Origin of the sequence: Asanoa ishikariensis (genome assembly GCF_900107455.1) — a bacterium.
Taxonomy (GTDB): Bacteria; Actinomycetota; Actinomycetes; order Mycobacteriales; family Micromonosporaceae; genus Asanoa; species Asanoa ishikariensis.
Map to the genome: position 1 here is coordinate 64,785 of NZ_FNQB01000002.1, position 12,864 is coordinate 77,648.

Annotated in this window: 8 protein-coding genes and 2 pseudogenes; 5 read left to right on the plus strand and 5 right to left on the minus strand. The window is 71.9% G+C overall.

Annotation, left to right across the window (positions count from 1 at the left end; all coding sequences use genetic code 11):
• Positions 1-42: 42 nt before the first annotated feature.
• Entirely contained in the window at positions 43-1,188 is a 1,146-nt protein-coding gene (locus BLV39_RS14585) for a lytic murein transglycosylase (protein ID WP_239083634.1), read from the minus strand.
• A gap of 113 nt (positions 1,189-1,301) precedes the next feature.
• Between BLV39_RS14585 and BLV39_RS14590 the strand changes: the two genes are divergently transcribed.
• The 3 genes and pseudogenes from BLV39_RS14590 to BLV39_RS14600 all read left to right on the plus strand — a co-directional run bounded on the left by BLV39_RS14590 (position 1,302) and on the right by BLV39_RS14600 (position 5,961).
• Positions 1,302-1,520, plus strand: a complete 219-nt coding sequence (locus BLV39_RS14590) for an FmdB family zinc ribbon protein (RefSeq protein ID WP_090791716.1) — start codon at positions 1,302-1,304, stop codon at positions 1,518-1,520.
• Positions 1,521-1,747: 227 nt separating this feature from the next.
• A pseudogene (locus tag BLV39_RS14595) lies at positions 1,748-4,555 on the plus strand (ATP-binding protein); the annotation flags it as partial.
• Between the two features lie 380 nt (positions 4,556-4,935).
• The gene (locus tag BLV39_RS14600; protein ID WP_090791719.1) at positions 4,936-5,961 is read left to right on the plus strand and encodes a potassium channel family protein; all 1,026 of its coding nucleotides are present in this window, start codon (positions 4,936-4,938) and stop codon (positions 5,959-5,961) included.
• Here BLV39_RS14600 and BLV39_RS14605 read toward each other — a convergent pair whose 3' ends face one another.
• From BLV39_RS14605 to BLV39_RS14615, 3 genes are all read right to left on the minus strand, one after another.
• Entirely contained in the window at positions 5,962-6,996 is a 1,035-nt protein-coding gene (locus BLV39_RS14605) for a 2-oxoacid:ferredoxin oxidoreductase subunit beta (RefSeq protein WP_090791721.1), read from the minus strand.
• Positions 6,989-8,836, minus strand: a complete 1,848-nt coding sequence (locus BLV39_RS14610; RefSeq protein WP_090791724.1) for a 2-oxoacid:acceptor oxidoreductase subunit alpha — start codon at positions 8,834-8,836, stop codon at positions 6,989-6,991. Before BLV39_RS14610 ends, BLV39_RS14605 begins: the two co-directional genes overlap by 8 nt.
• A 194-nt stretch (positions 8,837-9,030) precedes the next feature.
• A complete protein-coding gene (locus BLV39_RS14615) occupies positions 9,031-10,440 on the minus strand; it encodes a hypothetical protein (RefSeq protein ID WP_090791727.1) in 1,410 nt (469 codons plus the stop codon).
• Between the two features lie 157 nt (positions 10,441-10,597).
• Between BLV39_RS14615 and ndhC the strand changes: the two genes are divergently transcribed.
• The gene (gene ndhC / locus BLV39_RS14620) at positions 10,598-10,975 is read left to right on the plus strand and encodes an NADH-quinone oxidoreductase subunit A (RefSeq protein ID WP_090791730.1); all 378 of its coding nucleotides are present in this window, start codon (positions 10,598-10,600) and stop codon (positions 10,973-10,975) included.
• Between the two features lie 8 nt (positions 10,976-10,983).
• Here the strand turns inward: ndhC and folP are convergent, their stop codons facing one another.
• Positions 10,984-11,853 (minus strand): dihydropteroate synthase, encoded by an 870-nt coding sequence (gene folP, locus BLV39_RS14625; protein WP_090791734.1) that lies wholly within the window; start codon positions 11,851-11,853, stop codon positions 10,984-10,986.
• Positions 11,854-11,962: 109 nt separating this feature from the next.
• Between folP and BLV39_RS14630 the strand changes: the two are divergent.
• A pseudogene (locus BLV39_RS14630) lies at positions 11,963-12,323 on the plus strand (DivIVA domain-containing protein); the annotation flags it as partial.
• Between the last annotated feature and the right edge of the window lie 541 nt (positions 12,324-12,864).

Genomic DNA, 12,864 nt, shown 5'->3' on the forward strand with positions numbered 1-12,864 from the left:
ACGCGAAAGGCCTTAGTTCTCCAAAGTGCCGATGCGGCTACGCTACGTGCGACTCTTGGTGCCGTACTCGTTGGCTGTGTCGAACACGTCCTGGGCGTATCGCCGCACGTCGTTGTAGCTGAGGATGGCTCCCCACCAGTCCTGCGGGTTCTGCAGGTTCCGGTTGTTACGGCACAGATAGTTAGCCGCTGCGAGGGCTGCGTCGTTGAGGTCATGAGGGTCCTTGATGCCGTCGTTGTCCGCATCCTCACCGGCGTTGGCCCAGGTGGACGGGATGAACTGCATCGGACCGACCGCGCGGTCGTACGTCGGATCGCCGTCCATCTGGCCGTTGTCGGTGTCGGTGATGCGCTGGCGGCCGCCCTGGCCGTCCAGCGGCAGGCCGATGATGTGCGGCAGCGACTGGCCGGTTGGCGTGAGCGTGGCGCCGTTGGCGGTGCCGTGCGCCGACTCGACCTTGCCGATCGCGGCGAGCGTGGTCCAGGTGAGGTGGCAGGACGGCGTCTTCTGGCCGACGACGAGCTCCGCGTAGCCGTAGGCCCGCACCGCGGTGGCGCTGATGCCGGTCTTCGTGGCGATCTGCTGCGCCCAGGAGTTGATGACGTCGGCCGGCTGCCCGAAACCGCCCCCGGCCGGTGGGATGCCCACGCCCTGGGTCGGGCTGTTGGTCGGGAACGAGGTCGGGAAGCCCGGATCGCTCGGCGCCTGGCCCGTGGGGAAGGCGTTGTCCGGCGCGGCGCTCCCCGACGTGTCGGCCGACGGGTTGGTGGCCGTGCTGGGGTGCGCGGCGGGAGGCGCGTTCGCCGGCAGCACCACGGCGCCCGCGACGGCGGTCAGGGCGACCAGTGCGAACAGCAGCACGCCGGGCAGGACGAGCCGGCCGCTCGGGCGCTTGGCCCAGGCGCCGACGGCGGTGGCACCGGACCGGACCGCGGCGACACCCGGGACGCCCCGGACGACCGGACGCTCGATGCCGGGCGGCGGACGCTTCGCCGGGTCCCACTCCTTGTCGAGGTCGATGTCGACTTTGGTGGGTGGGCTCGCTGTCGTGCTCGGCTCAGCGGGCTTCGCCGCGCCGGAGGCAGGCTCTGCGGGTTCGGACTTTCCGGTCTCCGGCTCAGTCTCCGGAGCTGGCGATGGCGGCTCCGGACCGGCCGGCGTCTCGCCCGGCGGTCGCTGCTCTGGCACGGAAGCGCGAAGCTTCGCGGCACCCGTCGGTGAATCCTCCCCGGCACCCACACGAGGGAGCCTACCGATCCGGGTGCGCGTTCCGGTACGGCGGAGGCCGTACCCTGTCTGGCATGCCCCGTTATGAGTTCCGCTGCCGCGCTTGCGGCAGCACCTTTGAGGTCAACCGTCCGATGGCCGAAGCGTCCGCGCCGGCACAGTGCCCGGACGGCCACGGCGACACCGTCAAGCTCCTCTCCACGGTCGCCGTCGGCGGTCGTGGCGGTGCGGCGCCCGCGCCGGCCGCGGGTGGTGGCGGCGGCGGTTGCTGCGGCGGTGCCTGCGGGTGTTGATCCCCACTCCCTGACCCTCTGTCGATCATCCGTTGGGCCGGGAAGCTTGGCCGAGGGTGCCGCATCCACCCTTAGGACACCTCAGTTACTCAGCCGTGACACCGCGGCCGGACATCCGCGGTTAACCCCGGCGTGGCACGTTGCTCCAGGTAGGAGCGGGTTTTCGACCTTGGGCCCTGCCGGGCCAGCCGAACCTACGATGCGCCGGCGGTCCGGAGTGCGGCAGCATGGACCCGACTTCCAGGGGGGCGGAGGTTTCAGGCGTGCCGGGACGAGTTCACCTTCCCAGTGGGTTGGTGACTTTCTTGTTCACCGACATCGAGGGCTCGACTCGACTTGCCCAGATGCTCGGTGCGGGTTATCGGCCGGTGCTCACCGAGCACCGGCGACTCTTGCGCGCCACCCTCGCGGCCAACCACGGTGTCGAGCTGTTCACCGAGGGCGACTCGTTCTTCATCGCGTTCGACGACGCCGCCGCGGCGCTCGACGCGTGTGTCACCGCCCAGCGGGCGTTGGCCGACCACGAGTGGCCCACCCCCGAGGCCGCGCCCAGGGTCCGGATGGGCCTGCACACGGGGCACGCGGTCCCGCTCGCCGGTGAGTACGCGAGCCCCGAGGTGCACCGGGCCGCCCGGATCGCGGCCGCCGCGCACGGCGGCCAGGTGCTGCTGTCCGCGTCGACCGCACACCACGCCGCACCATTGCCGGCCGACGCCTCGCTGATCGACCTGGGGCTGCACCGGTTGCGCGGCTTCGACGACCGCGAACGCCTCTTTCAACTCGTCGCACCGGGCCTGGCCCGCGACTTCCCGCGCCCTCGCACCGTCGACGAGACCGCGCACAACCTGCCGACCCAGGTGACCTCGTTCGTCGGCCGGCAGACCGAGCGGGCCGAGCTCTCCGCCCTGGTGCGCGACAACCGGCTCGTCACGGTCGTCGGCGCGGGTGGCGCCGGCAAGACCCGGATCGCCGTCGAGGTGGCCGGCACGCTGGTCGACTCCTACCCGGACGGCGTGTGGTTCGTCGACATCGCCACGGTCACCGACCCCGGCCTGGTCGCCTTCGCGGTCGCCGCCGTCTTCGGCCTGCGCCCGGAGCCTGGCCGCCCGATGATCGACACCCTGGTCGACTACGCCGCGGGCCGGCGCATGCTGCTCATGCTCGACACCTGTGACGCCCAGCCGGGTGCGTCCGCCGAGGCCATCTCCCGGCTGCTCACCGGTGGCAGTGCACTGCGCGTGCTGGCCACCAGCCGGGAGCCGTTCGGGCTGCCCGGTGAGGTCGTGTGGCGAATCCCTCCGCTGTCGACGGAGCCAGGCCCGCACGGCGGGCCGAGCGATGCGATGGCGCTGCTGCTCGACCGCACCGCGGCAGCCCGTGGCGGCCGGCGCGGCGCGCTGAACGAGTCCTCCGAGCTCCACCGGGTGGTGGCCCGCCTCGACGGTTTGCCGCTGGCCATCGAGCTCGCCGCGGCCCGGCTCCGGGTGCTCTCCGCGAGCCAGCTCGCCGAGCGCCTCGACGACGTGCTCGGCACGCTCGACGCCGGCCGTGAAGACGCCGCGGAGACCCTGCCCGGCTATCCGTCGACGGAATACGCCGGCGGCCAGCAGGAAGACACCGTCGACCTCAACGCCGCGGCGATCGGCGGGGCGCGCAGCCCGCAGACCCGGGCCGCGTTGCGTTCGGCGACCCAGCGGCACGCCACCATGCAGGCCACCGTCACGTGGTCGTACCGCACGCTCGGCCCGCGCGCCGCCCGGCTGTTGCGCTGGCTGGCGGTCTTCGCCGGTCCGGTTGATCTGACCACTGTGGAGTGGTTGCTCGACGACGACCCGCTCGACCCGCTGGCCGTGCTGGTCGACAAGTCGATGATCCAGGTCGAGCCGCACGGAGCGGCGAGCACCTACCGGATCCTCGACCCGATCCGGGCGTACGCGGCCCGCCGCCTGGTCGACGCCGGTGAGGAGCAGGGCGCCCGCGACCGGCACGTCGCGTGGTGCGCGCACGCGCTGCAACGGGTGTTCCACGGTGCCGACGGCCGGCCGGTGACGCTGTCGCTGGCCGCGCTCGACCCGCTGGCCGACGAGCTGCGCGCCGCACTGCGCTGGACGGCCACGGGCGGCAGCGCGCGGATGGGTCTGCGCCTGGCCGGCGGGCTCGACCAGTGGTGGCGCGAGCGTGGGCTGGCCCGGGAGGGCCGACTCTGGCTGTTCCGCCTCTACGGCCGGATCGCCGAGACCGGTGAGCCGATCCCGGACGCCGAGCTGGCGGCGGCGTACCACATGCATTCGCAGCACGCGGCCGCCGACGGCGAGTTCGCCGAGGAGCTGCGGTTCGCCCAGCGCGCCGAGGCCGCCGCCCAGCAGGCGGGCGACGCCGGCCTGCTGGCCCGGGTGATCGCCGGCCGCGCCGGTCCGCTGATCGACATGGGCCGGCTCAGCGAGGCCGAGCGGGCCAGCCGCGACGTGATGGAGTGGGCCACCGACAACGGCGTCGCGAGCGAGGCGCTGGTCGCCGTGCTGAGCCTGGCCGAGCTGCTGTGGCAACGTGGCGCCCTGGACGAGGCGGCCGAGCTGCTCGGCGCGGCGCGCCCGCTCGAGGCGGCCCGGCCCGCCGAACGCGGCCGGCGCACCGTCGACATGCTGCTCGGCATGGTCGCGCTCGCCCGCGGTGACCTGGTCGCGGCGCACGACCATCTGGTGGTCGCGCTGCGCTCCCGGATGGCGTACGGGTTCCGCAGCAGGGCCTGCGACAGCCTCAACGCCGTGGCAGTTCGGTGCGCGCACGGTGGCGACCCGAAGACCGCGGCCAAGCTGTTCGGTGCCGCGCAGGCGACCCGCACGACCCAGCGCGGCGCGGGTGGGCTGTTCGCGGCCTACTGGTCGCAGGAGCAAGAGGCCATCCGGGCGGTGCTCGGCGACGCGGCCTTCGACACGGCGTACGCGGGCGGCGCGGAGCTCACGCTCGAGCAGGCGGCCGGGATGGCGCTCGCGGTCGAGCACCCGGACCTGGCCGCCGGCTCCAGCCGGTTCGCCCCGGAGCCGGTGACCGCCGACCACCCCGCCGATCCGACTCTTCCGGTCGAGCCCCGGCCCACCGAGCCGCTGCGTCCGGTCCAGGCCCGGCACCGGGCCGACCAGCGGCACCCCAACGAGCCGGCCCGCGACGGCGACGACAACACCACCGTGGTCATCAACGAGCCGCGCCCCAACCGCGCCGCCGAGCCACAGCCACCGCATCCCCGCCGGTCCCGCACCTATCGGGGTGCGTTGATCGGCGACGCCGAGTCAGACAAGGCCTGAGTCGTCACGGTACGCGTCGTCGCGCGTACCGGGAGATATCGACCGGGGCCGGTGCATTCCCGGGCGTCGGCCGTCGCGGGGCTCGTTTAAGGTGTGGGCGTGCGGGAGACGGCGTGATCCATTTTCCCCGGGTACGCCAGAGTCCACTGCGCGCACTCGGCGTGCGGCTGCTTGCCGCCGTCGGCCTGGTCATGGCGACAGTCGGGATCGTCTACGTCGACCGCGGCGGCTACCGAGACGTCACCGAGACGCCGCTGTCGCTGCTCGACTGTGCGTACTACGCGGTGGTGACGCTGTCGACGACCGGCTACGGCGACATCACCCCGATCAGCGAGTCGGCCCGCGTGGTCAACGTCTTCCTGATCACCCCGGCGCGCGTGCTCTTCCTGATCATCCTGGTCGGCACGACCCTCGAAGTGTTGACCGAGCAGTACCGCACCAACCTGCGCCTGACGCGCTGGAGGAGCAAAGTGAAAGACCACGTGATCATCTGCGGGTACGGGACCAAGGGTCGCAGCGCCGTCAACGTGCTACTGGAGAACGGCCTCGACAAGCGCAAGATCGTGGTGGTCGAGACGAACCAGACCGCGCTGCGGTCGGCGATCGCCAACGGCCTGGTCGGTGTCGAAGGCTCCGCGACTCGGTCGGCGACGCTGCTGGAGGCGCACGTCAAGGACGCCAAGTCAGTGATCATCGCCACCCACAGCGACGACGCGGCCGTGCTGGTGACGCTGACCGTGCGCCAACTCACCGCTGGCAAGGTGCGGATCATCGCCGCGGCCCGCGAGGCGGAGAACGCGCCCCTGCTGCGGCAGAGCGGTGCGCACCACGTGATCGTGTCGGCGTCCACCGCCGGCCGGCTGCTCGGCCTGTCGACCTCGGCCCCGCCGCTGATCGAGGTGGTCGAGGACCTGCTGACCCCGGGTCAGGGCATGGCGCTGGCGATGCGCTCCGCCGAGCGCAAGGAGGTCGGCTCGGCACCACGCGACCTCGACCCGCTGGTCATCGCGCTGGTGCGCCGGGGCAAGGTCGTCTCGCTGGCCGAGCCGGCGGGCCTCACGGTCGAGACCGGCGACATGCTGGTCTACGTCCGTGACGACCGGCCCTCAGCGATGGCCGAGGGCCGGCAGCACAGCTAACTAGAGGATGGTCCAGGTGTCGCCGGTGGTGAGCAGCCCGGCGAGCTGGTCCTCGGGCGTACCCGTCGCCTTCGCCTTCGCGGTCTCGACCTGCGACACCACGAGCTCGTCGTAGGACGGCCGGTCCACCTTGCGGAACACCCCGATCGGCGTGTTGCGCAGGTCGAGCCCCGGCAGGCGGGACAGCGCGAACGCGTACGCCGGCTCGGAGACCGTGGCGTCGTGCACGACGATGTCGGCCGGGTCGACCGACGCCGTGTCACGCACCTCCAGGCCGAAGCCGCCCGGCGGGTGCACCACGCAGCGCTGGCCGTCGGCCCCGAAGGTGATCGGCTGGCCGTGCTCGAGCCGGATCAGGTACTCGTCGCGGGTGGCCGGGTCCTTGAGCGTCTCGAAGGCACCGTCGTTGAAGATGTTGCAGTTCTGGTAGATCTCCACGAACGCGGAGCCGTTGTGCTCGGCCGCGGCGCGCAGCACCGACTGGAGGTGCTTGCGGTCGGAGTCGAGGGTCCGCGCGACGAACGTGGCCTCGGCACCCAACGCCAGCGAGAGCGGGTTGAACGGCGAGTCAGCCGATCCGACCGGCGTCGACTTGGTGATCTTGCCGATCTCGGAGGTCGGGGAGTACTGCCCCTTGGTCAGCCCGTAGATCCGGTTGTTGAACAGCAGGATCTTCAGGTTGACGTTGCGGCGCAGCGCGTGGATCAGGTGGTTGCCACCGATCGAGAGCGCGTCGCCGTCGCCGGTGACCACCCAGACCGACAGGTCGGGGCGGCTGACCGACAGGCCGGTCGCGATCGCCGGCGCGCGGCCGTGGATCGAGTGCATCCCGTAGGTGTTCATGTAGTACGGGAAGCGCGACGAGCAGCCGATGCCGGACACGAACACGGTGCGCTCGCGCGGGATCTTCAGCTCGGGCATGAAGGACTGGACGGCCGCCAGGATCGCGTAGTCACCGCACCCGGGACACCAGCGAACCTCCTGGTCGGACTTGAAGTCCTTCTGGGTCAGCTTCACTGCGACGGGCTCAGCCATTTTTCACGACTTCCTCGAGCATGGACTCCAGCTTGGCGGCCGTGAAGGGCAGGCCGCTGACCTGGTTGTACGGGATGGCGTCGACGAGGAAGCGCGCCCGGATCACGTGGGCGAGCTGGCCCAGGTTCATCTCCGGGATGACCACGCGGTCGTAGCCCTTGAGCACCTCGCCGAGGTTGGCGGGCATCGGCGACAGGTGCCGCAGGTGGGCCTGCGCGATCGGCAGGCCGCGCTGGCGCAGTGCGCGGCAGGCGGCGCCGATCGGGCCGTAGGTCGAGCCCCAGCCCAGCACCAGCGTGCGCGCGTCGCCGTCGGGGTCTTCCACCTCGATGTCGGGCACCGGGATGCCCTCGATCCGGGCGGCCCGGGTGCGCACCATGAAGTCGTGGTTCGCCGGGTCGTACGAGATGTCGCCCGTCTTGTCGGCCTTCTCCAGACCGCCGATCCGGTGCTCCAACCCCGGCGTGCCCGGGATCGCCCACGGCCGGGCCATCGTGACCGGGTCGCGCAGGTAAGGCAGGAACGTCTTGCCGTCTTCGCCGTTGGGCTCGGTCGCGAACTCGACCCGCAGGTCGGGCAGCGAGTCGACCTCGGGCAGCAGCCACGGCTCGGAGCCGTTCGCCACGTAGTTGTCGGACAGCAGGATCACCGGCGTGCGGTACGTCAGCGCGATCCTGGCCGCCTCGAGCGCGGCGAAGAAGCAGTCGGACGGCGACCGTGGCGCGACGACGGCGACCGGCGCCTCGCCGTGCCGGCCGAACAGCGCCATGTTGAGGTCGGCCTGCTCGGTCTTGGTCGGCAGACCGGTCGACGGGCCGGCCCGCTGCACGTCGATGATCACCAGCGGCAGCTCCAGCGCGACCGCCAGGGAGATCGTCTCGCCCTTGAGCGCGACGCCCGGGCCGGACGTGGTGGTGATGCCGAGGCTGCCACCGTACGAGGCGCCGAGCGCGGCACCGATCGCGGCGATCTCGTCTTCGGCCTGCATCGTGGTGACGCCGAACCGCTTGTGCTTGCTCAGCTCGTGCAGGATGTCGGACGCCGGGGTGATCGGGTACGCACCGAGGAAGACCGGCAGGCCCGAGCGCACGCCGGCGGCCACGAGGCCCAGCGACAGCGCCTGGTTGCCGGTGATGTTGCGGTAGGTCCCCGGGCTCATCTTCGCCGGCTTGACCTCGTAGCGGACGCCGAAGTCCTCGGTCGTCTCGCCGAAGTTCCACCCGGCCTTGAACGCCGCGATGTTGGCCGCGACCAACTCCGGGCGAGCGGCGAACTTGCGCTCCAGGAAACGGAGCGTCGAGTCGTAGGGCCGCGAGTACATCCAGGAGAGCAGGCCGAGAGCGAACATGTTCTTCGCGCGCTCGGCGTCCTTCTTCGAGACGTCGTGGTCGGCGAGGGCGCCGATCGTCATCGCGGTCAGCGCGACCGGGTGCAACGAGTAGCCGTCGAGCGAACCGTCTTCGAGCGGGTTCGCCGCATAACCCACCTTGGTGAGGTTGCGCTTGGTGAACTCGTCGGTGTTGACGATGATGTCGGCGCCGCGCGGCAGGTCACCCACGTTGGCTTTGAGCGCTGCCGGGTTCATCGCGACCAGCACGTTGGGGGCGTCACCCGGCGTGAGGATGTCGGTGTCGGCGAAATGCACCTGGAAGCTGGAGACCCCTGGCAGGGTGCCGGCGGGCGCCCGGATCTCCGCGGGGAAGTTGGGTAGCGTCGAGATGTCGTTGCCGAGCTGGGCGGTCTCCGACGTGAATCGATCGCCGGTGAGCTGCATGCCGTCGCCGGAGTCGCCAGCGAAGCGGATGACCACGCGATCCAGTTGACGGACCTGTTTGGCCACGAGAAGCTGACCTCCTTGCCGGACGGCGGCGGCGGGGTCGCGCGTCGTTGGGCCGTCCCGCTCCATGTTGTGTCTTGGAAAAGCGTACGTCCCGGGAACAGCCTTTCCACGTACCGGGTCCCGCCCGGTGAGACGACCTTCTCACGTCGGGGTCAGGGTTGCCTTACTTGTGAGCGAAAGCACTGCTCACGGGCCTAGTCACGAGTCGCCGCATCGAAGGCCGCGGTGGTGTCGTCTTCTATACGGCGACGCAGCGACGTCGTGGCGAGGGTGATGGCCAGGACCACCAGGAGTACCGAGACGATCACCAGAGCGAGCGCGGTCTTCTGTACGCCGGTCAGACCGTCGGTGCTCTCGGACACCTTCGCGAAGCCGCCGATCACGCCCTGGGAGGCCGTCGGGCCGGCCGCGCCCCCCGGGCTGGCCGCCGGCGTGGCGGTGGCCGCGGCGGCGGTGATCCGGAAGCTCATCTGCACCTGCTTGGTGCGGCCGCCCGAGGTCAGCATGCCGAACACCGCGCCCGACAGCGGCGCCAGGCGCTGTGCCTCGGCCGTCGCGCGCAGCGGCACCGTGGTGGTGACCGTTTCGTCGGCGCGCAGCCGGCCCACGTCGCATCGGAAGCGCTCGCCGTTGGACGCGCAGCCGGCGGGCTGGCCGTCGACCGTCACTCCCTCGGGCAGCAGCACCTCGACGGCACCCGTCGACGCGTCGTCGCCGGTGTTGGTCAGCTTGACCTGGAGGTTGGCCGGGCCGGTCGGGGAGTCGAAGTTGACCTCGCCGGCGGCGAGCCCGATCCCGGCGACCGGCGGGCCGGGCGGGAAGAGCACCGCGAAACCCTGGTTGTCGACGATCGAGCCGAGGTCCGGCCGGGAGACCGCGGCCGCAGTGACGTCGACCGAGCCACCCAGCGGCATCTGCTGCCAGGCGTTGCCCGCCACCCGGACGCGGATCGAGGTCTCGAAGCGATGGCCTGGCCCGGCGACCCAGGATCCGCACACGTACGAGCGCCCGCCGGACAGCGCGCAGCCCGCCGTGCCGGCGTCGGTCACCCCGGCCGGCAGGGTGTAGCGCATCGTCATCCGCTCGACGATCGAGCCGGTGTTGGTGACCACCACCCGCAGGGTGGCCGGGCTGCTGGACCGCGACCAGTAGGACCAACCCAGGCTGACGTCGCCGGTCCAGACCGTGGCGCCTAGCTGCGGCTGGCCGGGCAGCACCGGGCCGGGCTGTTCGGGCGGGGCACCCGTCGGGTGGTCCTCCCTGGCCGACGGCCTGGTGGTCGGTCGCCGCGTCGTCGGGTCGGTGGACGGCTGCTCCGTCGGCTGCTCGGAGGCGGTCGGCGAGCTGGTCGGCTCCGGCGACGTCGGATCGTCGCTCGGCACCGGGTTGGTCGGCGGGGAGTCGGGCTCGGTCGCGCTGGTCTCGGGGTCGCCCGGGTTGCCGCCGGTGTCGTCGCCAGGGTCGAGGGCAGCCGTTACGCCGACCGGGCTGGCCGCGCCGGCTCCCATCGACGGGACCGTCACGATGAGAGCCATCATCCCGGCCGCGATCAGGCCGGCAACGGACGCGCGGAGCAGGGCGTACGCGCGCTGGCTGCTCGCCATGGTTCCTCCGACCGTTGCTGGGGTGCCTCATTATTCGGCGATACTTGCCACCGGACACCCGTTCCGTCGGAAACAAAACCGTAACTCCCGCCCTTTGCCGGCTGACCCGAGATCATCGGCCGACTCGAATCGCCCGAACGGCGGTAGAGTCCCGGCCATGACGGGTTACCTCGGGTCGTACGCGACGCTGGGGCTCCTCCTGTTGGCGAGCGTGCTGATCTTTGTCGGGGCGTTCAGCGCCAACCGGCTGCTCAGTCCGGCCAATCCGGCCGAGCCCGTGGGCAAGCGCCTGACCTATGAGAGCGGCGTCGACCCGGTCGGTGGCGACTGGGCACAAATGCAGATCCGCTATTACGTGTACGCGTACCTTTACGTGCTTTTCGCGGTCGAGGCCGTTTTTCTCTTTCCGTGGGCGGTGGTCTTCGACCGCCCCGGCTTCGGTGCGACGACCGTGGTGGAAATGGCCATCTTCGTGGCCGTCCTGGCGCTCGGCATCCTCTACGCCTGGCGCAAGAAGATTCTCAACTGGACTTAGGGCGCGTCCTAGGCGAGGCCTCGGCGGGAGACCGCCGGCGGGCGGTCGCCGCGGATCGACGCCACGGTGTCGAGCACGCGGCGGGTCTCACGGACCTGGTGTGCCCGGAACATCCGGGCGCCGAGCCAGGCGGAGACGGCGGTCGCCGCGAGGGTGCCCTCCAGTCGCTCCTCGACGGGCAGGTCGAGCGTCTCGCCGATGAAGTCCTTGTTGGACAGTGCGACCAGCACCGGCCAGCCGGTGGCCACCAGGTCGCCCAGCCGCCGGGTGAGCTCCAGCGAGTGCCGGGTGTTCTTGCCGAAGTCGTGCGCGGGGTCGATGACGATGCCGTCGGCGCGTACGCCCAGGGCCTGCGCCCGCCGCGCCAACGCGGTGACCGTGTCGACGGCATCGGTGACGACGTCGGTGAACGCGGCCCGGTGCGGGCGGGTACGCGGTCGCAGGCCGCCCGCATGGGTGCAGACCAGCCCCGCACCGGTCGCGGCGGCGACCTCGGCCAGTCGTGGGTCCGCGCCGGCCCAGGTGTCGTTGATCAGGTCCGCGCCGGCCGCGACCGCCTCGGTGGCGACCTCGGCGCGCCAGGTATCGATCGAGATGACCGTGTCCGGGAAGGCCGCGCGCACCGTGGCCACGGTGGCGACCGTGCGGGCGATCTCCTCGGCCGGGTCGACGTGGTCGCCCGGGCCGGCCTTCACGCCGCCGATGTCGATGACGTCGGCGCCGTCCCGGACCGCCGCCTCGACCGCACGCAGGGCGGCGTCAGCGGCATATGTGGCTCCCCGGTCGAAGAACGAGTCGGGTGTCCGGTTCACGATCGCCATGACCACGAGGTCCGTCGGGCCGAACGTACGCGGACCCAGCCGCAACTCGCCCGACATATCGATTCCTCCTGCCGCCGTCGTACCACTGGCTTGATCCTTGCCCGCGAAGGTGGACGACGGGGTGGCGGGGTCGACCCTCTCGGCGCGACATGCCACGATCGGGCGTATGGGTCAGCTACTCCTTATTGTGGTCGTCGCGGTCACCGTCGCGGCGGTCGTGTTCGGCGTGACCGTGCTGGTCAGCGGTCGCGACCCGGGCCTGTCGCCCGCCGAGCCCGACGGTCGGGCATTACCGCTGCCCACCACCCGGCCACTGCTGGAGGCCGACCTCGGCGACGTGCGCTTCGACCTGGCCACCCGGGGCTACCGGATGGCCCAGGTCGACCAGGCGCTGCGCCGCGCCGCCTACGACATCGGCTACAAGGACGAGCTGATCGGCGTCCTGGAGGCCGAGGTCAACGCCCTCCGCGAGGGTCGGGTGCTGGACGCCGACGCGCTGCGCCGGGCTCGCGAGGCTGCCCAGGCCCCGCCGCCGCCGGCACCCGCGGCGACCGAACCCGGCAAGCCGGGGTGGACCGAGTTCACCCGCCCGGCTGACTCTGACGAAATCGCCGACGAGCCCACGGCGGCTGTTCCGGCCGAAACGGCGGTGGCCGAGCCGGCCCCGACCGAGTCCGTGGACGCCCCGTCGGCGCCCGTTCCCGCTGCCTCCGACGCCGCTGACCCGGCCGCCGAGGTGGCACCTGACCAGGCCGAGCCCGCCGCCGCCGAGCAGGACCCGAAGCCGGCTCAGGCCGCGGCCACCGCAGTCGTCTCGGAGCCGGAGCCGGCCGCACCGGCCGAGTCGGCCGGGCCGACCGTCGTGTCCGCGCCGGCCGCAACCGATTCGACGGCGGCGATCGAGCCGGCCGCGGCAGCGCAGTCCAGCGGGTCCGAGCAGGCCAGCGGGGTCGAGCCGGCCAGCGCGACCGAGCCGGCCGCACCGGCCAAGGCGCGCGCCCCGCGGAAGACCCCCGCGACCCGCACCTCGCGCCCGACCAAGCGGGCCGCCGCCGCGGCGGCGGAGCC